The organism is Kitasatospora sp. NPDC040550, from assembly GCF_055594965.1.
On record NZ_JBVIWC010000011.1, the window covers coordinates 176287 to 201594 of the forward strand.

Annotated in this window: 20 protein-coding genes, 1 tRNA gene and 1 riboswitch; of the genes, 5 read left to right on the forward strand and 16 right to left on the reverse strand. The window is 73.5% G+C overall.

What is annotated here, in order from left to right; all coding sequences use genetic code 11:
• The first annotated feature begins 17 nt into the window (after positions 1-17).
• Positions 18-578, forward strand: a complete 561-nt coding sequence (locus ACZ58X_RS18575) for an Lrp/AsnC family transcriptional regulator (protein ID WP_470334697.1) — start codon at positions 18-20, stop codon at positions 576-578.
• Positions 579-590: 12 nt separating this feature from the next.
• On the opposite strand, the gene ACZ58X_RS18580 is transcribed toward ACZ58X_RS18575, so the two are convergent.
• The 3 genes from ACZ58X_RS18580 to ACZ58X_RS18590 all read right to left on the reverse strand — a co-directional run bounded on the left by ACZ58X_RS18580 (position 591) and on the right by ACZ58X_RS18590 (position 4302).
• Positions 591-1397 (reverse strand): S16 family serine protease, encoded by an 807-nt coding sequence (locus ACZ58X_RS18580; RefSeq protein ID WP_470334698.1) that lies wholly within the window; start codon positions 1395-1397, stop codon positions 591-593.
• Positions 1398-1435: 38 nt separating this feature from the next.
• A complete protein-coding gene (locus ACZ58X_RS18585) occupies positions 1436-2086 on the reverse strand; it encodes an IclR family transcriptional regulator (protein ID WP_030308168.1) in 651 nt (216 codons plus the stop codon).
• A gap of 383 nt (positions 2087-2469) precedes the next feature.
• On the reverse strand, positions 2470-4302 hold the full coding sequence (locus ACZ58X_RS18590) for a DEAD/DEAH box helicase (protein WP_470334747.1): 1833 nt from the start codon (positions 4300-4302) through the stop codon (positions 2470-2472).
• A 310-nt stretch (positions 4303-4612) separates the two neighbouring features.
• Between ACZ58X_RS18590 and ACZ58X_RS18595 the strand changes: the two genes are divergently transcribed.
• A complete protein-coding gene (locus ACZ58X_RS18595) occupies positions 4613-5041 on the forward strand; it encodes an SsgA family sporulation/cell division regulator (protein WP_470334699.1) in 429 nt (142 codons plus the stop codon).
• Positions 5042-5077: 36 nt separating this feature from the next.
• Here ACZ58X_RS18595 and ACZ58X_RS18600 read toward each other — a convergent pair whose 3' ends face one another.
• From ACZ58X_RS18600 to ACZ58X_RS18610, 3 genes are read right to left on the reverse strand one after another with little or no spacing between them, the layout of a single operon-like run.
• Positions 5078-7618 carry a rhomboid family intramembrane serine protease gene (locus ACZ58X_RS18600; protein WP_470334700.1) on the reverse strand — a complete coding sequence of 847 codons (2541 nt, stop codon included), beginning with the start codon at positions 7616-7618 and terminating at the stop codon, positions 5078-5080.
• Entirely contained in the window at positions 7615-8931 is a 1317-nt protein-coding gene (locus ACZ58X_RS18605; RefSeq protein WP_470334701.1) for an alpha/beta hydrolase, read from the reverse strand. The genes ACZ58X_RS18600 and ACZ58X_RS18605 overlap by 4 nt, the downstream gene beginning before the upstream one ends.
• Positions 8928-9569 carry a class F sortase gene (locus tag ACZ58X_RS18610; RefSeq protein ID WP_470334702.1) on the reverse strand — a complete coding sequence of 214 codons (642 nt, stop codon included), beginning with the start codon at positions 9567-9569 and terminating at the stop codon, positions 8928-8930. The genes ACZ58X_RS18605 and ACZ58X_RS18610 overlap by 4 nt, the downstream gene beginning before the upstream one ends.
• Positions 9570-10002: 433 nt before the next feature.
• On the opposite strand from ACZ58X_RS18610, the gene ACZ58X_RS18615 reads away from it, so the two are divergent.
• Positions 10003-11310, forward strand: coding sequence for a polysaccharide deacetylase family protein (locus tag ACZ58X_RS18615; RefSeq protein WP_470334703.1), 1308 nt, complete (start codon positions 10003-10005; stop codon positions 11308-11310).
• A 7-nt stretch (positions 11311-11317) separates the two neighbouring features.
• On the opposite strand, the gene ACZ58X_RS18620 is transcribed toward ACZ58X_RS18615, so the two are convergent.
• Positions 11318-12757: an MFS transporter gene (locus ACZ58X_RS18620; protein WP_470334704.1), complete on the reverse strand. Its 1440-nt coding sequence runs from the start codon at positions 12755-12757 to the stop codon at positions 11318-11320.
• A 96-nt stretch (positions 12758-12853) separates the two neighbouring features.
• Positions 12854-13168 carry a DMT family transporter gene (locus ACZ58X_RS18625; protein WP_470334705.1) on the reverse strand — a complete coding sequence of 105 codons (315 nt, stop codon included), beginning with the start codon at positions 13166-13168 and terminating at the stop codon, positions 12854-12856.
• A 44-nt stretch (positions 13169-13212) separates the two neighbouring features.
• A riboswitch (guanidine-III (ykkC-III) riboswitch) is annotated at positions 13213-13279 on the reverse strand.
• Between the two features lie 83 nt (positions 13280-13362).
• Here ACZ58X_RS18625 and ACZ58X_RS18630 point away from each other — a divergent pair.
• Positions 13363-13434 (forward strand) — tRNA-Cys (locus ACZ58X_RS18630).
• Between the two features lie 152 nt (positions 13435-13586).
• Here the strand turns inward: ACZ58X_RS18630 and ACZ58X_RS18635 are convergent.
• The 6 genes from ACZ58X_RS18635 to ACZ58X_RS18660 form a co-directional block, all read right to left on the reverse strand.
• The gene (locus tag ACZ58X_RS18635; RefSeq protein ID WP_470334706.1) at positions 13587-15917 is read right to left on the reverse strand and encodes a xanthine dehydrogenase family protein molybdopterin-binding subunit; all 2331 of its coding nucleotides are present in this window, start codon (positions 15915-15917) and stop codon (positions 13587-13589) included.
• A complete protein-coding gene (locus ACZ58X_RS18640; protein WP_470334707.1) occupies positions 15914-17116 on the reverse strand; it encodes a (2Fe-2S)-binding protein in 1203 nt (400 codons plus the stop codon). The genes ACZ58X_RS18635 and ACZ58X_RS18640 overlap by 4 nt, the downstream gene beginning before the upstream one ends.
• Positions 17113-17979, reverse strand: a complete 867-nt coding sequence (locus ACZ58X_RS18645; RefSeq protein ID WP_396242069.1) for an FAD binding domain-containing protein — start codon at positions 17977-17979, stop codon at positions 17113-17115. Before ACZ58X_RS18645 ends, ACZ58X_RS18640 begins: the two co-directional genes overlap by 4 nt.
• Before the next feature lie 324 nt (positions 17980-18303).
• Complete coding sequence (locus ACZ58X_RS18650; RefSeq protein ID WP_470334708.1) at positions 18304-19914, reverse strand: beta-N-acetylhexosaminidase; 1611 nt, start codon at positions 19912-19914, stop codon at positions 18304-18306.
• A 91-nt stretch (positions 19915-20005) separates the two neighbouring features.
• Entirely contained in the window at positions 20006-20290 is a 285-nt protein-coding gene (locus ACZ58X_RS18655) for a DUF3039 domain-containing protein (RefSeq protein WP_360239079.1), read from the reverse strand.
• Between the two features lie 74 nt (positions 20291-20364).
• Positions 20365-20958, reverse strand: a complete 594-nt coding sequence (locus ACZ58X_RS18660) for a YqgE/AlgH family protein (RefSeq protein ID WP_375883000.1) — start codon at positions 20956-20958, stop codon at positions 20365-20367.
• Between the two features lie 299 nt (positions 20959-21257).
• On the opposite strand from ACZ58X_RS18660, the gene murA reads away from it, so the two are divergent.
• Positions 21258-22598, forward strand: a complete 1341-nt coding sequence (murA, locus tag ACZ58X_RS18665) for a UDP-N-acetylglucosamine 1-carboxyvinyltransferase (protein WP_470334709.1) — start codon at positions 21258-21260, stop codon at positions 22596-22598.
• An 84-nt stretch (positions 22599-22682) separates the two neighbouring features.
• On the opposite strand, the gene ACZ58X_RS18670 is transcribed toward murA, so the two are convergent.
• Positions 22683-22964 (reverse strand): HU family DNA-binding protein, encoded by a 282-nt coding sequence (locus ACZ58X_RS18670; RefSeq protein ID WP_030059737.1) that lies wholly within the window; start codon positions 22962-22964, stop codon positions 22683-22685.
• A gap of 532 nt (positions 22965-23496) precedes the next feature.
• Positions 23497-24966, reverse strand: coding sequence for an NAD-dependent malic enzyme (locus ACZ58X_RS18675; protein WP_470334710.1), 1470 nt, complete (start codon positions 24964-24966; stop codon positions 23497-23499).
• Positions 24967-25308: the final 342 nt, after the last annotated feature.

Below are 25308 nucleotides of genomic sequence, written 5' to 3' on the forward strand. Positions count from 1 at the left end.
CGGAGGACCGAGCCGCGATGCCCCCCGCCCACTCCCCGAGCGCTCCGGGCTCCCCCGACCCGGCCGCCCCCCAGGGCGCCCCCGCGGCCCCGGCCGCCGGCGGCGGCAACGACACCATCGACGCCCTGGACGGCCGGCTGATCCGGCTGCTCGCCGAGGAGCCCCGGATCGGCGTACTGGAGTGCTCGCGCCGGCTCCAGGTCGCCCGGGGCACCGTGCAGGCCCGGCTGGACCGCTTGCAGGCCAAGGGGGTGATCAGCGGGTTCGGCCCGGAGGTGGACCCGGCCGCGATCGGCTACCCGGTGACGGCCTTCGCCACCCTGGAGATCTCCCAGGGCCAGGGCGCGGACGTGCGGGCGCACCTGGCGCGGGTGCCGGAGGTGCTGGAGCTGCACACGATCACCGGGATCGGGGACATGCTGGTGCGGATCGTGGCCCGCTCCAACGCGGACCTCCAGCGGGTGATCGACCGGGTGGTGGGCTTCGACGGGATCGTCCGCTCCTCCACCGCGATCGTGCTGGAGAACCCGGTGCCCTACCGGATCCTGCCGCTGGTGGACCAGGCGGCCGCCGAGTAGTCCGGGGCCCGCTCAGCAGCTGGGAACGCTGCCGCCGCTCTTCAACGCCTCCAGCGCCTGCACCGACTCGGCGAGCGTGCCCACCGGCACCAGCCGCAGCGTCGTGGGGGTGTTCACCTTGGCGTCCGTGCACTCCTCCTTGGGCAGCAGGAACACCGTGGCGCCGTCCCGGGCCGCCGCCTGGGTCTTCAACGGGACGCCGCCGACCGGGCCGACGGTGCCGTCGTCCGCGATGGTGCCGGTGCCCGCGATCCTGAGCCCGCCGGTGAGGTCGCCGCCCTTGCCGTCGCCGGCGAGCTTGTCGACGATGCCCAGCGCCAGCATCTGTCCGGCGCTGGGGCCGCCCACGTCGCCCAGGTCGACCTTGACCTTCACCTGGGCCGGCGAGAGGTGGAGGTAGCCGAGCGCGGCCGCGGTGGCGCTGTCCTGGGACTCGGCCATCTGCTGGGCCGTCACCTGCTCCGCCTTGGCCGGGTTGCTCTGCGGGTACACCGTCTCGGTCGGCCGGACGGCCTCCTTCGGGTCGAACCAGGCGCGCAGCCCCCGCCAGAACGTGGTCTTCTGCCCCGGGTTGGTGGCCGAGATGGTGACCATCCGCAGCTCGCCCTCGGTGCTGCGCAGCGGCGCCCCGGTGATGGTGAGCACCGGCCGGTCCTGGTAGCTGCCGAGGGTGTCCGCGGTCAGGCCCGGCCAGGTGATCGTGTACGGCAGCGGGACGAACGCCGCCACGCCGAACAGCGCGGCGACCAGGACCCCGCAGAGCGCGAGCGAGCGGGTCCGCGGGGACGGAAGGGCCTTGGGCAGCTTGGTGTCGGACACAAGGGGAATCCAAACACACCGGACACCCCCCGCGAGCGCTACCTCAGGGCGTCGGCCACCTCGGTGGCCGCCTCCACCACCCGGGGGCCGACCCGCTCGGGCACCAGCCCGTTGAGCATCACCACGCCGACGCTGCCCTCGATGCCGCTCAGCCCGAGCAGCGCGGCGGCGGCCCCGCTGGCCCCGGACTGCTCCTCCGCACGGGTGATGACGAAACCCTGTTCGGGCCGGCGCTGGCTGGGGAAGGTGCGGGCCTCCAGGATCGCCCGGCCGGCCGCGCTCTCGCCGAGCGGGTGGCGCAGGCCGGTGCGGTAGGCGACGTGGAAGTCGGTCCAGCTGGGCTCGACGACGGCGACGGCCAGGGCCTCGTTGCCGTCCACCAGGGTCAGGTGGGCGGTGGCGCCGAGGTCCTCGGCGAGGCTGCGCAGGGCGGGCAGCGCGGCCTCGCGCAGCAGCGGGTGCACCCGGTGGGCCAGCCGCAGCACGCCGAGGCCGACCCGGGCGCGGCCGCCGATGTCGCGGCGGACCAGGCCGTGCTGCTCCAGGGTGGCGAGGAGCCGGTAGACCACGGTGCGGTTGACGGCGAGCCGGGCGGCCAGCTCGGTGACGGTGAGCCCGCGCTCGGAGTCGGCGAGGAGCTTGAGGACGCGGACGCCGCGGTCCAACGTCTGGGAGGTCTCTGCTGTCACGACGGGCAGTCCTTTCCGCGGCGCTCGCGGGGCGTGCGGCGCCGGGCCAGAAGGTCGGTGTCGCACGCAGGTGGGGGTGGCCGCGCTCGGGCCGTGCGGCGTCGTCCTTGACGACCGCACGGTCCTGCGGAGCCCGTCCCGCGGGGGTTGCCCGGTGGAAGAGCGTGGGGGAAAGGTAGTGAAGGAATTCCCGCGGCGGAAGTGGTTGTCCAAAATTCGGTCGTGATCGGCATCGCCACCACCGGGGAATCGGGACAAAACCTGCCGATCCACCGGCCCGACCAGGGCGTCAGTTCGACCCCGGTCCGATGTCCGGACACCCCGGGGCGCGGCGGTCCGGGCCCTGGAACTGCCCTGGCGGCCCGGATCCGCCTGCCGGACCGTTACTTCGCCCACTCCCGGATCTTGGCGATCCGCGCCTTCAACTGGTTGGCGGTGGCCTGCGCGGTCAGCGGCCCACCGCACTGGCGGCGCAGCTCGTTGTGGACAGTGCCGTGCGGCTGGTTGGTGCGGTGGTGCCAGGCGGCGACCAGCGCGTTCAGCTCCTTGCGCAGCTCGCGCAGCTCCTGGTGGGTGACCACCGGCCGCTGCTCGGCCGGGAGCTCCAGCAGGTCGGCCTCCTCGGCGGGCTTGGTCTTGCTGCGCTGGATCTGCCGGTGCTGGCGCTTCTGGAGCAGCATCTGCACCTGGTCCGGCTCCAGCAGGCCCGGGATGCCGAGGTAGTCCTCCTCCTCCTCGCTCCCCGGGTGGGCCTGCATGCCGAACTCCATGGCGTTGTAGAGCACCCGGTCGAAAACCGCCTCGGAGCCCAGCGCCTCGTAGGAGAACTCCTCGCCGCCCGCGCCGTCAGGCCCGTCGTTGGCGCGCTCGGCCTCGGCGAGCAGCCGGTCCTCCTCGTCGAAGAGGCCGTCGCCCTCCTTCTTCGGCCGGTCCAGCACGTGGTCGCGCTGGAGCTCCATCTCGTTGGCGAAGCCCAGCAGCATCGGGATGGTCGGCAGGAACACCGAAGCGGTCTCGCCGCGCTTGCGGGCGCGCACGAAGCGGCCGACGGCCTGGGCGAAGAACAGCGGGGTGGAGATCGAGGTGGCGTAGACCCCGACGCACAGCCGGGGCACGTCGACGCCCTCGGACACCATGCGGACCGCGACCATCCAGCGCGAGGTCCCCTCCGCGTAGTCGGAGATCCGCTTGGAGGCCTCGGCCTCGTCGGAGAGGACCAGGGTGACCTTCTCGCCGCTGATCTCGCGCAGCATCTTGGCGTAGGCGCGGGCCACGTTCTGGTCGGTGGCGATCACCAGTCCGCCGGCGTCCGGGATCGCCTTGCGGACCTCGGTGAGCCGGCGGTCGGCGGCCTGGAGGACGGAGGGGATCCACTCGCCCTGCGGGGACAGCGCGGTGCGCCAGGCCTGGGCGATCAGGTCCTTGGTCATCGGTTCGCCGAGCCGGGCCTCCAGCTCGTCGCCGGACTTGGTGCGCCAGCGCATGTTGCCGCTGTAGCTGAGGAAGATCACCGGGCGGACGACGTGGTCGGCGAGCGCGTGCCCGTAGCCGTAGGTGTAGTCGGCGATGGACTTGCGGATGCCGTCGCTGCCCGCGTCGTAGGCCACGAAGGGGATCGGGTTGGTGTCCGAGCGGAACGGCGTCCCGGTCAGCGCCAGTCGGCGGGTGGCCGGCTCGAAGGCCTCGAAGCAGGCCTCGCCCCAGGACTTGGAGTCACCGGCGTGGTGGATCTCGTCCATGATCACGAGGGTCTTGCGGGCCTCGGTCCGGTTCCGGTGCAGCATCGGGTTGACCCCGACGCCCGCGTAGGTGACCACGATGCCGTGGTAGTCCCGGGAGAGCGGGCCGGAGGAGTACGCCGGGTCCAGCCGGATGCCTATCCGCGCGGCGGCCTCGGCCCACTGCTTCTTCAGGTGCTCGGTCGGGGCGACGACGGTCACCTGCTGCACCAGGTGGTTGTGCAGCAGGTACGAGGCCAGAGTGAGGGCGAAGGTCGTCTTGCCGGCGCCCGGGGTGGCGACCGCGAGGAAGTCCCGCGGCTGGGTCTCGATGTACTTGTCCAGCGCACCCTGCTGCCAGGCCCGCAGCTTGCCCGCGGTGCCCCAGGGGGCGCGACCGGGGAAGGCCGGGGAGAGGTGGTGCGAGGCGGCGGGCGCGGCGTGGCCGGCGGCCCGGGCGGGCTCCTGCTGCTCCGGTGCGTCGGAGAACAGCGGCATCGAGGAGGCGGCGGCAGTACTCACGGTCTCCGAGGGGGGATCATCGCAGGTCAGAGGCGGTTTTGCGGCCTCGGCCCGCGGTCGGGCGGCGATCGGACAACCCGCCCAGCGTACCGGCCCGGCGCCGTTCGGGCCTCCAGCCCGGGCTCCGCGCCGGGCCCGGGCGGCCGGAAATCGATGTGACACAGGTCACGTCGATTCACCCGTGGAACCGGGTAATCCCCACCGTCCCCGGCACTCTCACCAGGGTGAGGCCGCCCCAACCCCACCTGCCGTCGGGCGGCCCGCACCGAACGAAGGGACCCACCCCTTGTACTCCGCCGTCGAAGAGACCGTCCAGGCCCGTCTGATCCTCTCCCCGCAGCGTTCCGCCCGGCTGCGCGTGGTCCTGTCGTACCTGCCGGAGGACCCGTACGCGGTCCGGATGGCCTTCCCGGCCGAGTTCTCGCTGGACGGGCCCGCGGACGAGCCGGCCGGCGAGGACATCGTCTGGGTGTTCGCCCGCCAGCTGCTCTCGGCCGGCCTGGAGCTGCCGGCCGGCGTCGGCGACGTGCACGTCCGCCCCACCCTCGGCCGGCGCACCATGGTCGAGCTGCGGGCCCCGGAGGGCACCGCACTGCTCCGGTTCGACACCGGGGACCTGCGCCGGTTCCTGTGGCGCAGCCGCCTGCTCGTCCCCGAGGGCGAGGAGCACCTGCACCTGGACGCCGACCGCGCCCTCGCCCAGCTGCTCGGCTGACTGCTGCTCGCCCGCCCGCCTTCGGGGGCGGACGGTTCAGCCGGACAGCTTGCGCATCAGCCGGACCCCCTGCGCCGCCGTGAGGTGCGGCAGGTAGGCCTTGCCGATCGCCCTGGTGATGCCGGGCAGCGCGGCCGGGTCGGGGTACGCCATGTACATCGGCCGGTACTCCGGCTGGAACTTCGCCTTGAACGCCAGCAGCGAGCGGAAGCCGTACACCGGCTCCAGCACCCGGCCCATCCAGTCCAGCATCCGCTGCAGGCCGGCGGGCTCCTCGTCCTGCCGGGCGCGGGCCAGCGGTGCCCCCGACAGCGAGAGGAAGCGGGCGCCCTCGCCCTTGAAGCCGAGCGCGGCCGAGGCGATCAGGAACTCGTTCACGCCGCGGAAGCCGTCCGAGCGCCGCCGCATGAAGTCGAGCGTCCAGCCGACCGGCACGCCGTCCTCGTACACCGGCATCCAGCTGGTGAGCCCGTGCACCACCCGGTCCTGGTCCACCGCGATCAGCACCCGCACGTCCGGGTCGTCCAGTTCCTCCAGGCCGCCGAGCGTGAAGCCCATCTCGGGCAGGCCCTTCTCGGAGACCCACTCCTCGGAGATGGCCCGGATCTGGTCGCGCAGCGCGAGCGGCGCGTCCTGGTAGGTCCACCACTCCGCGGTGATGCCCTGCTTGCCGGCCTTGTTCAGGGCGGTGCGGATGTCCTGCCACTTGCGGCCGGTGAAGGCCAGCTCGGGCAGCGGCACCACGGTGTCCTCGGCGACCTGCACCGAGCGCCAGCCCAGCTGCGCGGCCGCCGCCCTGGTCTCGGCGCAGACGCTGTAGAAGCACGGCGTCCAGCCGCGGGCGTCGCAGTAGCGGGCGAATCCGGCCACCGCCCGGGCCCGCTCCTCCGGGGCGCCGAACGGGTCGCCGGTGGTCAGCGCCACGGTGCCGACCACCCGGTAGGCGACGGCCGCGCGGCCCCGCTCGTCGAACCAGTAGTGGTTGCCCTCCCAGGTGGTGATGAAGGAGAGCGTCCCGCCGCCGTGCTCGGCGAGCAGCGCCCGGGCCCTGGCGGCCGCCGCCGTGTCGGTGCGCAGCACCGGACGGCGGAACGCCGACAGCAGCGCGAGCAGCGCGACCACCCAGAACGCCGGCCCGCAGTACGTCTCCAGGAACAGCGCCATCGGGCCGACCGCTATCGGGTAGTCCGGCAGCAGGTCGTTGTACGCGGGCGGCAGGAACTGGGCGGGCAGCCCGTTCACCAGCCCGCGCACGCCCGCACCCGGCTCGAACTGCCCGGCCACCAGCCGGCCGAGGCCCACGTACGCGGCGGCCGCCACCAGCGCGGCCCCGCCGACCACGGCGGCCAGGCGGCGCACCGCCCGGCCGGCCAGCCGCAGCCGGAACCGCTGCCGGGTGGCCAGCAGCAGGACGGTGGTCAGCAGCGGCAGCAGCATCGCCTCGACGAAGTACTGCACCGCGTCCCCGCTCACCGGCCCGGCCTCGAAGTACAGCCAGGCCAGCAGCGCGGCCCAGAGCACCTCGGTGACGACGCTGATCCGCCAGGCGAACCGCAGCCCCCGGCGCAGCCCCTCGGCGAGCACCAGCAGCAGAGCCGGGAAGAGCGCGGCCATCAGCCGGGCGGGGGTGTCGAAGATCCGCTCGACGGCGTGCGCCCGGGCGCAGTCGTGCGCCGAGGCGGCGCAGAAGTCGGCCACCTCCTCGGGGCCGAGCCGGTGCGAGAGGTACAGCTCGGAGAAGGTGTTGAACGGCCCGCTGGCGTTGTCGTACAGCGAGGCGATCAGCGGCCCGCACGCGGCGGCGACCAGGCAGAGCGCGACCAGCACCCGGGTCTCGCCGTGCGAGGAGCGGTGGGTGCGCAGGTACGGCCGGCCGCGGCTGAGCAGGGCGCCCAGGCCGAGGCCGAACAGCGCGCCGGCGCACCGCTGGACGCTCTGCAGGTGCCCCACGTACAGGGTCATGACCAGCGGGACGAGCAGCACCAGCAGGTGCAGCCGGCGGCGCCAGAGCACGGTGAGCCGGTAGCCGAGCACCCCGGCCACGGCGAACAGGCCGACGGCGGGCCCGACCGAGGTCTGGTCGGCCACCGAGGCGGTCCACTGCTCCCCCGCCGAGGAGCCGAACGCGACCAGCCCGGTGCCCAGCAGGGTGCCGGCCACCTGCCCGCCGACCAGCAGCGCGAGGGTGCGCGGCCGGCCGAACCGGCGCTCGGCGGCCGGGCCGACCAGGAGCAGCAGCAGGCTGGTGAAGACGTACGAGCCGATGCCCGTGGAGAAGAGGAGCGAGCTGACCGGCGTCCACCAGCGGCCCTCGCCGAGGGTGGGCAGGCCGACGCCGACCCGGGCGAGCAGCCGCCCGGACGGCCCGCCGGACAGGCTGCCGGTCGCCGCGCCGAGGGCCCAGAACCCGGCCAGCAGCGCCAGGGTCAGCGGCGCCGAGCGCAGCCGGTCGCCGAGCACCCGGACGGCCCGGCGGATCCGCTGCGGCCCGACCTCCGGCGTCGGGGTGACCGGGGCAAGGTGGGCGTCCGATGCGGCCGACGGCGGTGCGGTCGGCGCCGCGAGCAGTCGGGTCACCGGACCAGTCCCGTCTGTTGGGCGAGCCAGGGCAGGTTCTGCTCCAGGGCCTTTCGGAACACCACCCAGCTGTGCCCGCCGGGGATGGTCTGGTAGCCGACCTTCATCCCGGCCTCCTGCGCGGCCACGTGGATCTTCTCCTGGCCCGGCCGGAACCACGGGTCGTCGGCGCCGACCACGATCATGGCGGCGGTGTCGGGAAACTTCTTGCGGGCCATCACGTGCACCGGGTCGACGGCGGCGAAGGCCGCCTCGTCGCCGTCGAAGGCCTTGTCCACGGTCTCCTGGTGGCTCCCCAAGGTCGGCTCCTCCTGTCCGGAGATGTCCAGGAAGGTCCCGTATACCTCGGGCGCGTTGACGGCCAGTTGCAGCGCGCAGGTCCCGCCCAGCGAGAGCCCGCCGATGGCGAGGGCGCTGCGGCCGGTGGCGGTCTGCAGGTTGTGGTGGATCCAGTTCGGGACGTCGACCGCCAGGTAGGTCTGCGACTTGGCGATCCGGGAGTCCATGCAGAGCGGATTGGCGAAGTTGCCGCCGGTCTGGTCGACGACCAGCACGATCGGCGCGAGGCCCTGGTGCTGGCCGGCGAAGGCGTCCAGGGTCTGCCGGACGGCACCGGAGTTCACCCAGTCCTCGGGCCCGCCGGGCTGGCCGGCCAGCAGGACGACCACGGGCAGCAGCGGCCGGGGGGTGGCCCGGTAGGCGGGCGGCAGGTAGACGTACCCGGGGCGCGCGGAGAAGCCCGACGCGGTACCGGGGACGGTCACGGTGGAGAGGGTGCCCTTGGCCGGCAGGCCGGGCGGCGCGTGCCAGACCTCGGCGAGCGGGCGGTCGGACACGCCCTGCACGGTGGCGGCCACCTTTCCGGCGGCCAGTTCGTCGGTGTGCGGGGCCAGCATGGCCCGGGCGGTCGGGTACTGGTCGAAGCCCCGGTTGATCTGCGAGGCGGCCATCAGCACCACCAGGACCACGAGGCCGACCGCGAAGCATCGGCGGCGCACGGTCAACAGCGACGCGCGGAAGCAGAGCAGGGCTGTGCCGAACAGGGCGACGGCTGTCCAGCGCAGCACGAAGTCCGGGGTGCCCTCGGGGAACGGGTGCCACCAGTCGTCGACGACGATCTTCACCAGGACGGTCAGCACGGCGCCGAGCGCCAGGGCGCCGAGCATGCGCGGGGCGCGCCACCGCGGGTGCCGGGAGAGCGCCAGCAGGGCCAGCGCGGCCCAGCCGGCCAGCAGGACGGCGTGCGGGATGGGGCCGTGGGTGAGCGGCCAGTCGATCGGGTTCCAGCGGCTGGCGAGGGTGAGCGTGGTCATGCGGCTTTGCCCGGCGGTGTGGTGTCGGCCAGGAATCCGTAGGCGACGACGTTTCCCTCGTAGCCGTGTTCCTCGCTGTACGCGCCGCCGCAGGTGATCACCCGCAGCTGAGCGTCGGCGGCCTGGCGGTACACCCGGTCGTCCGGGAAGTCCTTTCGGTCGTGCACTTCGATGGCGTACAGCTGGTAGACGGCGGTGGCGCCGTCGGCGCGGGCGATCTCGATCCGGTCGCCCCGGTGGAGTGCTCCCAGGTGGTAGAAGACGGCCGGTCCGGCCTTGTTGTCGACGTGGCCCGCCAGGATGGCGGTGCCGCGCTGGCCGGGGCTCGCGCCGCCGCGGTACCAGCCCGCGAGGTTGCGGTCGGCCGCGGGCGGGGCCTGGAGGTGCCCGTCGGGGTCCAGTCCCAGCTCGGTGACGGGGGCGTCCAGGCGGACCGCCGGGATGCGGATCCGGGTCGGGGCGGACGGGCCGAGCGGGGGGACGACGGAGACCGGGGCGAAGCCCGACAGCGTCTGTCCGCTCGGCGCGGGCGGCAGCACGGGCGAGCCGCCGTCGTGCAGCAGCCAGGCCCCGAGCACCAGGGCGGCGCCGGCCGCCAGGGTGCCCGGCCAGGGGCTCCTGCTCTGCTGGACGCCCACGGGTGCTCCCTTCTGCCGGCCCGGATCCCATTCCTGAGAGTTTGCTGGGAACTCATTCAATCGGATCGGACCCTGAGGCACGTCCCCACGACGGCCCTATCCGCACCCGCCGATCGGCAGGGATGGCGGCTCCGGACCTGCACGGAGTGGGTGAGCGGCCACGGAACGTGACATTCCGCTCCCGCGTCCGGGGGTGGCACCCCCACCCGTACGAACACCTTCGACGTTTCGGCCCGCCGTTTCGGTTGCGTCAATCGGGCGATCGATCGCGACCGTTCGCTGCGCCTCTACGACCGTTCTGGCCCACATGCCATCCTGACCCGGTCACGGGCTCCACCCCCCTCCGGGCCGACCGGACCTCCACGCGCCGCACCCACCCCGCACGCCTGCCGGACTCCGCCCGCCCGTCGAACACCTCACGAACGGAGTGACCATGGACGCGCTCTCCCGCCGAACCCTGCTGGCCGCCGGAGCGGCCACCGCCGCCACCCTGGCGGCGGGCTGCGGCAGCGACCGGGCCGGCGGGGGCGGGGAGCACGCGGCCGGCGGCGCGGCCCCGGCCACCCCGGCGTCCGAGGGGCAGAGCGCCACCCCGGCCGCGGTCCCGCAGAAGCCGCAGGCCGTCCTGCTCGGCGACGGTTCCACCTCGGACACCGGCCCCCAGCCGCACCAGCCCGTCCCGGACCGACTCCAGCCCGGCCAGCGGCCCCCGCAGTTCGTGGTCTTCTCCTGGGACGGCGCCGGCGAGCTCGACAACGGGCTGTTCGCGCGCTTCCGCCGGCTGGCCCAGGAGCACAACGCGTCGATGACCTTCTTCCTCAGCGGGCTCTACCTCCTGCCGGAGTCCAAGAAGGACCTGTACCGCCCGCCGCAGCACAAGGTCGGCGCCTCCGAGATCGGCTACCTGAGCGACCAGCACATCCACGACACCCTGGAGAACGTGCACGCCGCCTGGCTGGAGGGCCACGAGATCGGCACCCACTTCAACGGGCACTTCTGCGGCCCCACCGGCGTCGGCGCGTGGTCCCCGGAGGAGTGGGAGAGCGAGATCCAGCAGGCGATGGAGTTCGTGACGAGCTGGCGCACCAACACCGGCTTCACCGACCTGCCGGCCCTGCCCTTCGACTACCGCAAGGAGCTGATCGGCAGCCGCACCCCCTGCCTGGAGGGCCAGCGCAACCTGCTGCCCACCGCCGTCAAGCGCGGCTGGCGCTACGACAGCAGCGGCAACGGCACCCAGGTCTGGCCGCAGAAGATCCAGGGCGGCGCGCTGTGGGACCTCCCGCTGCAGGCCATCCCCTTCCCCGGGCACACCTTCCAGGTGCTGTCGATGGACTACAACATCATGTTCAACCAGTGCGGCCCCAACACCAAGGCCGACCCGGCGCTCTACCCGGGCTTCCAGGCCCAGGCCCGGGACTCCTACCTGATGGGCTTCGACCGCACCTACAACAGCAACCGGGCGCCGTACATCATCGGCAACCACTTCGAGGAGTGGAACGGCGGCATCTACATGAACGCCGTCGAGGACGTGCTCAAGTCGATCGCGGGCAAGCCCGAGGTCCGGCTGGTCTCCTTCCGCCAGCTGGTGGACTGGCTGGACGCCCAGGACCCGGCGGTGCTGCGCAAGCTCCAGGGCCTCGGCCCGGGCCAGTCCCCGGCCGGCGGCTGGGAGGCCTTCCTCGGCACCCCGGCCGCGCCGCCGCCCGCCTCCCCCACCGCCACCGCCACCGCGTCCTGACCGCCGGTCAGGCCCGGACCCGCACCCGCCCGGCGAGCAGCGCCCCCAGCGCCGCCACCGCGGCCATCACCAGCAGGATCACCGCGAAGGCGCCGGGCGAGCCGTCGGCCCCGGCGCCTTCGTGCGCCGCGGCCGGCGACCCGCCGCCCAGCGCCGCGAACAGCACCCCGGCCAGACCGGTCAGCAGCACGTTGCCCAGCGCGTCGCTCATCTGGAGCGCGGCCGAGTTGGCCCCGGCGTCCTCGGGCGCGGAGAGCTTCATCATCAGCACGCTGACGCTCGCGACCGTCAGCCCCATCCCGATGCCGCCGACGCCCCAGGCCACCGAGGCCACCCAGGCCGGCACCGCCGGGACCAGCACCAGCGCGGCGGCCGCGATCGCCACCGCCGTCAGCACGAAGCCGCCCCGGATCATCGCCTCGCGGTACCGCTCGGCCCCCGGGCGGCCCTGCAGCCAGGAGCCCAGCGCCCAGGTCAGCCCGCCGCTGGTCAGGGTGAGCCCGGACAGGGTCGGCGAGAGGTCGCGCTGGGTGGTCATCATCAGCGGGACGAAGGCCTCGGCCCCGAGGAACGCCCCCGCCGCCAGCCCGCGCAGCAGGATCACCGTCGGCAGCCCGCGCCCGGCCCGCACGGTCCGCTTCGGCAGCAGCCCCAGCACGGCCGGGGCCAGCAGCGCCGCTCCGGCGACGCCGGGGAGCAGCCCGACCAGGTCCCGGCGCTGGCCGGCGTACTGCAGCAGGCCGGCGCCGACCGCCGCCATCGCGGCCAGCAGGGTGCGGCGGCGGTCGAAGTCGGCGCCCTTGGGCACCGGGTGCTCGCGCTCGGAGCGGCGCAGCGCCGGGCCCATGACGGCCAGCGGCAGCAGGATCAGCACCGGCACGGCCAGGAACACCCAGCGCCAGCCGAGGTGCTGGGTGACGGCCCCGGAGACCAGCGGCCCGACGATCGAGGGCAGCACCCAGGCCGAGGAGAAGGCGGCGAACACGGCCGGCCGCAGCCGCTCCGGATAGGCCCGGCCGACCACCACGTACAGCGCGACGATCACCAGCCCGCCGCCCAGCCCCTGGATCGCCCGCCCGGCCACGAACACCCACATGCCCGGCGCCGTCCCGGCCACCACCAGGCCCGCGCCGAACACCGCGATGCCGGTGAACAGCGGCTGGAGCGGGCCGCGCCGGTCGCACCACTGGCCGGAGACGACCAGGGCGAACAGCGTGGTGGTGAAGTAGCCGGAGAAGGCGAAGGCGTACAGCCCCAGGCCGTCCAGCTGCCGGGCCGCGGTCGGCATCGCGGTGTTGACGGCGGTCGCCTCGAAGGCGATCACCAGCACCACCGACACGATCCCGAGCGTCAGGGCCCGGAAGCGTCCGCTCATCACCCCGCCCCCGGGGTCAGCTCCGGAGGGTATCGAGGGGGAGTCGACCGAGGTGGGGGAGGCAGTGGTCATACGTAACATCGTAAGAGCCGTCCGCGTCCTTGACTCCTGACCGGAGTCCCTGGTCGGATCCGTCGCAGGGCTTAGGACCGGCCCCGGGGGCGGGCGTCAGTGCAGCACCTTGAGCCCCACCACGCCGCAGACGATCAGCAGCAGGCAGCCGATCCGGGCCATGGTCACCGCGTCGCCGAGGACGGCCATGCCGTAGAGCGCGGTGCCGACCGCGCCGATGCCGACCCAGACCGCGTAGCCGGTGCCGATCGGGATGGTGCGCATCGCGTACGCCAGCCCGCCCATGCTGAACAGCAGCGCGACGCCGAAGACGAGGCTGGGAACGAGGCGGGAGAAGCCCTTGGACGATTCCAGGGCCACCGCCCAGACGGTCTCCAGGAGACCCGAGACGATCAGAACGAGCCAAGCCATGACGGCCGTACCTCCGCAGTCCACAGCGGCCGGATTGCCGCTGAACTGCGCCGTCTTGTCGTCACCGGGTACGACGCGCTCGTCCGGGGTGGCGGGGTGATCAACCACCTGCTCCGACCGTAGCACACATTGCCACACAGAATTTACACAACGTCATTGACCCCATTCGGCCGGTGAGCCATCCTGAATTCACTGGCCGTGTGCCCGAGTGGCTCAGGGAATCGTCTGCAAAGCGATGTACGCGGGTTCAATTCCCGCCACGGCCTCGAAAGCGGAATTGCCGGTCGACCGGAAGTCGACCGGCAATTCGGCATTTCCCGTTTTCGTTTCCGGCCCGAAGCATCGGCCCGGCCCGACGGCCACCGCGACGGCGGGTGCGACGGCCGCCGCGCCGGGCGCGGCGGCCGAGGGCGCCGGCTCAGGCCGTGACGGCGTCCTCCGGGCGGATCGGCAGCCGGCCCACCGGCAGCCCGGTGGCGGCCCGGACGGCGGCGGCGACCGCCGAGGGGGCGACCACCGCGGGCACGGCGCTGACCGCCTTGGCCCCGAAGGTGGCGACCACGTCCCGCTCCTCCAGCAGTGCGGCGATCCGCACCTCTGGGGTGTCCAGCGAGGTCGGCAGCCGGTAGCCGGTGAGCGAGGGGTTGGTCATCACCCCGCCCGTGGTCTGCAGGTCCTCCATCAGCGCCAGTCCCACGCCCTGGGCCACGCCCGCCTCGATCCGGTCCTCGATCTGGCGCGGGTTCAGCGCCCGGCCGACGTCCTGGGCGACGGTCATCTCGACCACCCGGACGGCCCCCAGCTCGATGTCCACGTCCACCACCGCGCGCATCGCGCAGAAGGAGATGGAGACGAAGGCGTCGCCGTGCCCGGACTCGTCCAGCGGCTCGGTCGGGTGCGGGCGGCACTGCGCGGTGGCCCAGAGCTCCTTGCCCTCCAGCGCCTCCGCGACCGGCATGCCCAGCACCCCGTCGTAGGAGGTGATCTTGCCGTCGGCGATCTGCAGCAGCTCCACCGACATCCCGAAGTCGGCCGCGATCGGCTGCAGCAGCTGGTGGCGGACCATCAGCGCGGCCCGCTCGACCGCCCCGCCGGAGACCCAGGTGTGCCGGCCCCGGGCGGAGGGCCCGGCGATCGACTGGTCGCTGTCGGCCGGCGCGATGTAGACCTCGCTGACGCCCAGCACGGTCTGCACGATCTGCCGGGCCAGCGTGGCGAAGCCCTGCCCGGCGTCGACGGCCGCGCAAATCACCGTGGCGTGGTCGCCGCTGACCCGCACGGTGGCGGTGGAGACCTCGTCCTCGCCCTCGGCGCCCAGCATGTGCACCATGCCGACGGCGTAGCCGATCCCGCGCCGCACCGCGGCCGGGTCCCCGGCCCCGCCGGGACCGCCCGGCAGCAGCCACTCGGCGTCCGGGTCGTCCACCGGCAGGGCCGGCAGCGGCTCGGCGGCCACCGCGTCCAGCAGCGCCTTCACCGGGGCCGGGCAGGTGACGGCCTGTCCGGTGGGCAGCGGGTCGCCGGTGGACATCGCGTTGCGGCGGCGGATCTCCACCGGGTCCACGCCCACCCGGGCGGCCAGCTGGTCCAGCTGGGACTCGTACGCGAAGCAGGCCTGGAGCGCGCCCTCGCCGCGCATCCGCCCGGCCGGCGGGTTGTTGGTGCGCACCGCCCAGGCGTCCACGAACACGTTCGGGCAGACGTACGGGCCGACCGAGAAGGCCGTCGCGGCGGCCAGCGCCTCGGCGGAGACGTCGGCGTAGGCGCCGCCGTCCAGCAGGATCTGCGCCTCCACCTTCACCAGGGTGCCGTCGGCGTCGGCGTGGTGGCGGTAGCGCAGCAGCGCGGGGTGGCGCGAGGTGTGGGTGTGGAAGGACTCCTCGCGGGTGAGGGTCATCTTCACCGGGCGGCCGGTGCGCAGGGCCAGCAGCGCCAGGGTGACCTGGAAGGAGAGGTCCTCGCGGTCGGTGGTGGCGCCGGGCACGCCGGTGACCACCAGGCGGACCCGGTCCGGCTCCAGGCCCAGGCAGGCGGCGGTGCGGTCGCGGTCGCCGTGCGGGTCGGTGGAGGACAGGTGCAGCTCGACGCCGCCGTCCGGGCGCGGCACGGCCAGCCCGGCCTCGGCGCCGAGCGGGGCCGGGTCCTGCCGGCCGACCTGGTAGAGCCCCTCGACGATGATCTCGCCGGCCGCGTCCGGGTCCCCGGTGCGCAGCGGCAGGTGACGGAACAGGTTGCCGTCCGGGTGCAGCGCCGGCGCGGTGAAGGCCTGCTCGGGGTCGGTGACCGCTTCCAGCGGCTCGTAGTCGACCGCGATCAGGCCGACGGCCAGCCGGGCGGTGTCGGGGTGGTCGGCGGCGACCGCGGCGATCGGCTCGCCGTGGTGGCGCACCACACCGGCGGCCAGCACCGGGCGGTCGGAGACGATCGGGCCGGCCGGGGCGCCGTCCGGCAGGCCGTCCGGGCCGGCCGGCAGGTCGGCGGCGGTGACCACGGCGTGCACCCCGGGCAGGGCGAGCGCGGCCGAGGTGTCGATGCCGCGGATCCGGGCGTGCGGGTGCGGCGAGCGCAGCACCGCGCCCCACAGCAGCCCCTCGGCCCAGAGGTCGGCCGCGTACGGGTAGATGCCGAGCGCCTTGGGCAGCGCGTCGCTGCGCAGCGGGGAGCTGCCCAGGCCGAAGGGCTCCGGTGCGGCGCCGCCCTCGCCGCCGTCCTGCTGGAGTGCTGCGCCGATGTCGGTAGGCGACGTCATGATGCGTGGTCGTCCTCGGGGAGCCGGATGCCGTGGGCGGGGGTGGCGCCGTAGGGGACGCCGGTGGTCGGGACGCCGGCCTCGGCCGGGCTGCCGTGCGGGTCCGCGTACGGGGTGCCGTGCGGGGGCGTGCCGTCGTGGAGGGCGTCGGGCAGCGGGGTGCCGTGCGCGGGGGTGGGCTCGTAGACCGGGGCGTCGTAGCCGGTGTCGTAGCCGGTGTGCTGCTGGTGGCCGTCCGGGTAGCCGGCCGGCACGTAGGTGCCGTGCGCGGGGGTGGCCTGGTAGGGCTGCTCGGGGTAGCCCTGCGGGTAGTACACCTGGTCGCCGACGGCCTGGGCGGGGATGCCGGGCTGCATCCCGGTCAGCGCGGAGGTGTCGTACACGCCGGTGTCGTAGCCGCCGTCGCCGTACGGCTGCTCGGCGGGGGCCTGGGCCGGCAGCGGGGCCTGGGCCTCGGCGGGCACCGGGGCGGGGGCCGGTTCGACGGGCGGCTGCGGGACGTGCTCGATCCAGGCCTCGGAGTCGGCGTAGACCGGCGGTTCGACGACCGGCTCCGGCTCGACGGCGGCGGCCCGGGTGCCGGTCTCCGCGGCCGGGGCGGCGGTGTTCCCCTCGGCGGCCGCGGCGGCGGCTTCCTCGGCCTCCTCGACCTCCAGGGCGCGGGCGTCCGCGACGGTCTGGACGGCGGCCAGCACCCCGCGGTAGCCGGTGCAGCGGCACAGGTTGCCGCACAGCGCCTGCCGGGCCTCGACCTCGGTGGGCCGGTGGTTGCGCTGGAGCAGGTCGTGCACGGCCATCGCCATGCCGGGGGTGCAGTAGCCGCACTGCACGGCGCCGGAGGCGGCCAGCGCCTGCTGGACGTCGCTCGCGCCGCCGCCGGCCGAGAGGCCCTCGACGGTGTTGATCTCGCTGTCGGCGGCCAGCGCGGCGGGCACCAGGCAGCCGGCCACCAGCTGGCCGTCCACCTGCACCGAGCAGGCCCCGCACTCGCCCTGCTCGCAGCCGTCCTTGGCGCCGGCCAGGCCGAGCCGCTCGCGCAGCACGTAGAGCAGGCTCTCGCCGATCCAGGCGTCGGTGACGGGCCGTTCGAAACCGTTGACCCGCAGCGTGTAGGAGGCGCACGGGCGCAGCTCCCGGCTGACCTGCGGAGTGAGGCCGAGCGGGTCGGCGTCGAGGGTCTCGATGGGGTCTGTGGTCACTTCAGCGCCCTTCCCAGTGCCCGTCGGGCCAGCACCGATACGGTACGCCGCAGCCGGACGGCGGCCGCGGTCGGCCCCTCGGTCACGGCCTCCCAGGCCCCCTCGGCACCGTAGTTGTCGGGGACGCAGGCGGCGGCCACGTACTCGCCGAAGGCGGCGCCCGCGGCCGGGTCGATCTCCCGGCTGCCGTCCCAGTCGATGCAGCCGGCCACCCAGGCCTCGGCCTCCAGCGGGCGCAGCGGCACCGGGGCGACGGCCCCGACGGCGCAGCGCACGGCGCGCCGGGCCGGGTCGAGGACGAGTGCGACGGAGGCGGTGGCGCGGGCCGGGCCGCTGCGGCCGGTGGCCTTGAGGAAGACCTGCGGCGCGTGCAGCAGCGGGACCCGCACCCAGGTGAGCAGTTCGCCGGGGCGCACCGGGTCGAGTCCGGTGAGCAGGTGACTGACCGGCACCTCGCGGCTGCCGCCGGCCCGGGCGAGGGTGACGGTGGCCTCCAGGGCGGCGAGCACCGGGAGGGTGTCGCCGGCCGGGGCGGCGGTGACGATGTTGCCGCCGAGGGTACCGACGTTGCGGACCTGCGGCGGGCCGGCGGTGCGGGCGGCGTCGGCGAGGGCGGGGATGAGGGCGGCGAAGTCGGGGCGGTCCATCCGGGCGTGAGTGAGTCCGGCGCCGAGCACCGCGGTGCCGCCGTCCTCGTAGCGCCAGCCGCGCAGTTCGGTGATCCGGCCGAGGCCGACCAGGGCGGCGGGGCGCAGCCGTCCGGCGTTGACGGCTTCCATGAGGTCGGTGGCTCCGGCCACCGGTACCGCGGCCGGGGCGGCGGCCAACGCGTCGACGGCCTCGTCGAGCGAGGCCGGCAGCATGATCGTCCGGTTCACCTGGGTCCCACCGTGCTCCACTTGCTCATCGATCGTCTGCCGCCCGCGGCCGTGGCCGCTCTGCACTGTCCGCGTCAGCAGCCCGGCCTGGCCGTAGGGTACGGGCGATCGGGCCGGGTTGGGCAACTCTGGCACACAATGCTCGATGATCATTTCGGGACCGGTGAACGGGACTGCCCGTTTGGGACGGATACCGGGCGGTATCTGCCCCGACCCGAACGGGACCGGGGCAGATGTTCATCTCTTCTTGACGTCAGATGACCGCCCATAAGTTCCCGAGGGACACATCAGCGCACCGCGCGCACCACCTCAGCGCACCGGCGGCGGCCCCTCGATCGGCCGCCCCGCCACCCCCGGCCGGCGCTGCCAGGGGTGCGGCCCGTCGGCCGGCCGGTACTCGACGCCCAGCGCGTCCAGCACCGCCAGGTGGCCCGCCAGCCGCCGCTCGAAGCCGGCGTAGTCGCGCTCGGCGGGTACGGCGGGCAGTGCGGACCAGGCGACCTCGGCGAAGGCGACCAGCCGGGGAAAGGCCCGGTAGTCGATGTCCCGGGCGTTGTCCGTGAACTCGCTCCACAGGTTGGCCTGGGTGCCGATGACGCGCCGGGCGGCCTCCCCGTCCAGCTGCTCGGGGACGGGCTCGAAGCGGTAGACGTCCTCCAGCGTGCGGACGAAGCCGACCGGGATCGGCTCGTCCGGCCCGTCCGCCTGCCGGTGGTCGAAGTAGACGTGCTGCTCGGGGCACATCACCACGTCGTGCCCGGCCTTCGCGGCCGCGATCCCGCCGCCGAAGCCGCGCCACGAGGAGACCGCGGCACCGGGGGCCAGCCCGCCCTCCAGGATCTCGTCCCAGCCGATCAGCCGGCGGCCGCGCTCGGCCAGCCAGCGGTCGAAGTGCCGGATGAGGTGGCTCTGCAGCTCGTCCTCGTTGGCCAGGCCCAGCTCGCGGATCCGGGCCTGGGCGGCGGGGCTCTCCTTCCACTGCTCCTTGGGGCACTCGTCGCCGCCGAGGTGGACGAACTCGGACGGGAACAGCTCCAGGACCTCCTCCAGCACGCCCTCGAAGAAGCGCAGGGTCTCCTCGGAGGCGTTGAGCACGTGGTGGCTCACCCCCCAGTCGGTCCAGACGCCGAGCGCGGCGGTGTCCACCACGTCGGTGTTGCCCAGCTCGGGGTAGGCGGCGACGGCGGCCTGGGTGTGGCCGGGCAGGTCGATCTCCGGGACGACGGTGACCCCGCGCGCGGCCGCGTAGGCGACGATCTCGCGCAGGTCGTCCTGGGTGTAGTAGCCGCCGTGCGGGCGGTCGTCCCGGCGCTGCCCGGCCCGGTAGCCGACCATCGAGCGCTCCCGCCAGGCGCCGCGCTCCGTCAGCCGCGGGTAGCGCTTGATCTCCACCCGCCAGCCCTGGTCGTCGGTCAGGTGCAGGTGCAGCACGTTGAGCTTGTGCGCGGCCAGCAGGTCGACGAAGCGCAGCAGGTCGGACTTGGGCAGGAAGTGCCGGGCGACGTCCAGCAGCGCGCCGCGCCAGCCGAACCGGGGCTCGTCCGCGATGTCCGCGCCGGGCAGCACCCAGCCGTCGGCGCGCAGCGGGGAGCGGCGGTAGGCGTCCGGCCCGAGCAGCTGCCGCAGGGTCTGGGCCGCCCACAGGGCGCCGGCCGGTCCGCCGGCGGTGAGCAGGGCGTGGCCGGGGCGCACCGCGATCCGGTACGCCTCGGCGGCCAGGGTGTCGTCCAGGACCAGCTCGATGCCCGTGCCCGGCCGGCCCGGACCGAGCGGCAGCCCGGTGGCGGCGGACAGCGTGCCGCGCAGCCAGCGCTCGGCGTCGGCCAGTGCGGGCGGTGCGGTCAGCGTGGTGGCGGCGTCGAGCGGGAAGTCCCCGTCCGGGCGCCGGACGGCACTCGTAGGTGCGGGAATGAGGTCCATTCCGACATCCTGCCCAGGCCCGGAACGATTGGCATAGACCACCTCGGAAACGCGGTGCTATGCAAAACGGCGCCCTGCAGACGGCGGCGGACTACTTGCCGCCGTTGTCCCCGTCGCCGCCCTGCGGCTTGCCGATGCCGTCGTAGATCTCCTTGCACATCGGGCAGACCGGGTACTTCTTCGGGTCGCGCCCGGGCACCCACACCTTGCCGCACAGCGCCACCACCGGTGATCCGGAGAGCGCGCTCTCCATGATCTTGTCCTTCTGGACGTAGTGCGCGAAGCGCTCGTGGTCGCCGTCCCCGTGGGACACCTGCGGGACGGGCTCGACCAGGGTGCCGGTGCCGAGGCCGCGCTCGGGCTCAAGAGTGCTCATGGGTGCCAAGTCTATGGGCGCCTCCGGAAACCGGGCCAGTGTCACGCGGCGGCCCGGGTTCCTCGGCCTCCCGTTCAGTTCATCGTCGGGTCGTCCGGGTAGGTCGCCAGCAGGGCCAGCGGGCTGCGCTGGCGGCGCAGCACCGAGCGCCACAGCCGTTCCGGCTCCGGGCTGGAGACGTCCCCGGGCTCGCAGTCCACCAGGTACCAGGCACCGCTGCCCAGCTCCGACTCCAGCTGGCCCGGCGACCAGCCCGCATACCCGGCGAAGATCCGCAGGCTGCCCAGCTCCCCGGCCAGCACCTCGGGCGGCGCCTCCAGGTCGACCAGGCCGATCGCGCCGTGCACCCGGCGCCAGCCGAGCGGCTCCCCGGTGCCCGGCTCCCCCGGCGCGACGGCCAGGCCGAGCGCCGAGTCCAGCGCCACCGGCCCGCCCTGGAACACCACCGCGGGCTGCCCGACGAGTCTGCCCCAGCCGTCCAGCACACTGCCCACCTCGACCGGCGTCGGCCGGTTGAGCACCACGCCGAGCGCCCCCTCGGCGTCGTGGTCGAGGAGCAGCACCACCGCCCGGGCGAAGTTCGGGTCGGTGAGCATGGGCGTCGCGACGAGCAGACGGCCGGTGTGTGACCGGCCTCCGTGCGAATGGGCCGCCGTCATGCCACACATGATCCCGCAGAACGGCACCGGTCGGACACCGCAACACCCGAAACCCCGCCACGCCGGACGAGCACCCGTACGGCCGTACCGGCGGGCGGGCGCGGGGCCGAAGAGAGCACCATCACGGGAGAGGTAAACGGGAACCACCGGGACGCCCACTACCATCTACGGATGGTGGACGCCCCTCTACGGTGCCGACTCGGATTCTCCGGGGGCCCGAACGCGCCCGTACGCCCGTACCACCGGTCCACCAGCGGTTCCGTAACGGAGCCGTTCCCACTCCTCTGGCACCCCGGATTGCGAGAACGATGACCGACGACGTCCTGCTGGTCCACGGCGGAAACCCGCTCGAAGGCGAGATCCGCGTCCGCGGTGCGAAGAACCTGGTCCCCAAGGCCATGGTCGCCGCCCTCCTCGGCCAGGGCCCCAGCAGACTGCGCAACGTCCCGGACATCCGCGACGTCAAGGTGGTCCGCGGCCTGTTGCAGCTGCACGGCGTGACCGTGCGCACCGGCGACGAGGACGGCGAGCTGATCCTCGACCCCTCGCACGTCGAGAGCGCCAACGTCGCCGACATCGACGCCCACGCGGGCTCCTCGCGGATCCCGATCCTGTTCTGCGGCCCGCTGCTGCACCGCCTCGGCCACGCCTTCATCCCGGGCCTGGGCGGCTGCGACATCGGCGGCCGCCCGGTCGACTTCCACTTCGAGGTGCTGCGCCAGTTCGGCGCCACCATCGAGAAGCACCCGCAGGGCACCTACCTGGTCGCCGCGCAGCGGCTGCGCGGCACCAAGATCGAGCTGCCCTACCCCTCGGTCGGCGCGACCGAGCAGGTGCTGCTCACCGCCGTCCTCGCCGAGGGCGTCACCGAGCTGCGCAACGCGGCCATCGAGCCGGAGATCGTCGACCTGATCTGCGTGCTGCAGAAGATGGGCGCGATCATCACCCTGGGCACCGACCGCACCATCCTGATCACCGGTGTGGACGAGCTGAACGGCTACAACCACCGGGCCCTGCCGGACCGGCTGGAGGCCGCCTCCTGGGCCTGCGCGGCGCTGGCGACCAAGGGCGACATCTACGTCCGCGGCGCCCGCCAGCTGGAGATGATGACCTTCCTCAACACCTTCCGGAAGGTCGGCGGCGCCTTCGAGGTGGACGACGAGGGCATCCGCTTCTGGCACCCGGGCGGCGAGCTCAAGGCGATCGCCCTGGAGACCGACGTGCACCCGGGCTTCCAGACCGACTGGCAGCAGCCGCTGGTGGTCGCGCTCACCCAGGCCACCGGCCTGTCCATCGTCCACGAGACGGTGTACGAGTCGCGGCTGGGCTTCACCGGCGCGCTCAACCAGATGGGCGCGCACATCCAGCTCTACCGCGAGTGCCTGGGCGGCACCCCGTGCCGCTTCGGCGCGCGCAACTTCCTGCACTCCGCGGTGGTGTCCGGCCCGTCCAAGCTGATGGGCGCCGAGCTGGTCATCCCGGACCTGCGCGGCGGCTTCTCGTACCTGATCGCGGCGCTGGCGGCCGAGGGCACCTCGACCGTGCACGGCATCGACCTGATCAACCGCGGCTACGAGAACTTCATGGAGAAGCTGCGGGACCTCGGCGCCCACGTCGAGCTGCCCAGCGAGCAGCTGGTCGACGCGTAGGGACATTCACCGAGTGGCCGCGCACACGACGAGAGGCCGGGCTCCCCGCGGGGAGCCCGGCCTCTCGGGCGTTCAAGGGGTGGTTCAGGCGCCCTTGGCGGCTTCCTTCAGCTTGGAGCCGGCGCTCACCTTGGCGCTGTAGCCGGCCGCGATCTGGATCGGCTCGCCGGTCTGCGGGTTGCGGGCGGTGCGGGCAGCGCGGTGGGTGCGCTCGAAGGTCAGGAAACCGGGGATGGTGACCTTCTCGTCGCCCTTGGCGACGACCTCGCCGACGATCTCGGCGAAGGCGGCCAGAACGGCGTCGGCGTCCTTGCGGGTCACCTCGGCGCGCTCGGACAGCGCGGCCACCAGCTCACTGCGGTTCATGTGTACTCCTGTGGTCTGTTCGCTTGCGGTGTACGGGGGCCCATCGGTGCTCCCACCGGGGGGCACCCGGATAGGCCGCAGGTCCGCACACTGTGCTCATGCAGGCAATGCGTGGTCGCAGGCCGGGTCCGTACCCGTATGCCGCGCGCCGGAGCCGTGGAAGAGGCCCGCCGCCTGCCTGGGAACGAATCCTGCCCCGACCGGCCCCGAGAAAGCCAATCGGGCCCCGGCCGAGCCACCCGAACATCGCCCGCCCGTTGGAGGTGTGACGCTCCGTCGGCTCCGGCGGACCGGGCGCGGACGGCGGTCGGGACGACACGCCGGAAGACCAGGGGGACGTTCCGTACTTGTCGGACACGCCTGCCCCGTGCAGGGCTACCGTACGCCCTAGGCACGACAAGCCCAAACACGCCCCTCGCCCTTGTGTCGCAAGGGTTCGGGGCGCGCTTGGGCGGGTATGGCCGCTAATCGGACATTTGACCGACCGGCGACCGGCCCGCGAGTCGGGCCGTCCGGCGCCCGGCCGGGGCCGTCAGAGCTTGACGGTGGGGAAGGCCGAGGTGTCCAGGGTGCCGACGATGCCGGGGGTCGGACGGGCCGGCGCGGCCTCCTGGGCGTCCGCCAGGGCCGCCTCGCGCACCGCCGCGGCGACGGTCTTGGCGACGTCCTTGTGGAAGACGCTCGGGATGATGTAGTTGGCGTTCAGCTCGTCGTCGGCGACGGTGGTGGCCAGCGCGCGGGCCGCGGCGATCATCATCTCGGTGTTGACCGTGCGGCTCTGGGCGTCCAGCAGGCCGCGGAAGACACCCGGGAAGACCAGCACGTTGTTGATCTGGTTCGGGAAGTCGCTGCGACCGGTGGCCACCACGGCGGCGGTCTGCCGGGCCACCGCCGGGTCGACCTCCGGGTCCGGGTTGGCCAGCGCGAAGACGACCGACCGCTCCGCCATGGTGGCCAGGTCGTCGCCGTCCAGCACGTTCGGGGCCGAGACGCCGATGAAGACGTCGGCGCCCGCCACGGCCTCCTTGAGGCTGCCGGTGCGGCCCGAGCGGTTGGTGTGCTCGGCGATCCAGCGCAGGCTGTCGTTGAGGTCCTCACGGCCCAGGTGGACCACACCGTGCACGTCGGCGACGGTGGCGTGCTCGACACCGGCGGCCAGCAGCAGCTTGAGGATGGCGGTGCCGGCCGCGCCGGCGCCCGACATCACCACGCGGATGTCGCCGATCTCCTTGCCGACCACCTTCAGCGCGTTGGTGAGGGCGGCCAGCACCACGATCGCGGTGCCGTGCTGGTCGTCGTGGAAGACCGGGATGTCCAGGGCCTCGCGCAGCCGGGCCTCGATCTCGAAGCAGCGCGGCGCGGAGATGTCCTCCAGGTTGATCCCGGCGAAGCCCGGGGCGATCGCCTTGACGATGGCGACGATCTCGTCGGTGTCCTGGGTGTCCAGGCAGATCGGCCAGGCGTCGATCCCGGCGAAGCGCTTGAACAGGGCCGCCTTGCCCTCCATGACGGGCAGCGCGGCCGCCGGACCGATATTGCCCAGGCCCAGCACCGCCGAGCCGTCGGTGACCACGGCGACGCTGTTGCGCTTGATGGTCAGGCGGCGGGCGTCCTCGGGGTTCTCGGCGATCGCCATGCAGACCCGGGCCACGCCCGGGGTGTAGATCATGCTCAGGTCGTCGCGGTTGCGGATCGGCAGCTTCGAGGACATCTCGATCTTGCCGCCGAGGTGCATCAGGAAGGTGCGGTCCGAGACCTTGCCGATCGACACGCCGTCGATCGCCCGGAGCTTCTCGACGATCTCCTCGCCGTGCGCCACCGAGGAGGCCGCGACCGTCACGTCGATGCGCAGCGCCTCCAGACCGGAGGCGGTGACGTCGAGACCGGTCACCGATCCGCCGGAGGACTCCACTGCCGTGGTGATCGCACTGACCGCGTTGCCGCGGGCCGGGACCTCCAGTCGCACCGTGATCGAGTTGGAGACACTGGGCACCGTCGCCATCGACGCTTCCTTCTTCCGTCTGTCCCGCAGGCTCAACATTTTGTTGAAGGCATCGCCTGCGCATGCTAGACCTCGATCGTCGCACCTTCCAAGGGGTTGCCAGAAATAACGTTCATTGAGTGTGCGGATCCGACAAGCCGACCACGTCGCCCACAGTCTCCGGGCGCACACTCCTTGCCTCTCCCGGCCGATGCGTTACATTGGACGGGACACCGGCTCGATCCAAGCCCCCGGGCCCAACCTTCGTCCCTCAGAGGGACCACTTGCCGCGAGGCGAGCATGGCGGGTCGGTGTCGTCAACGTCCGAAGGCCCCTCACCAGTGGTGAGGGGCCTTCGTCGTG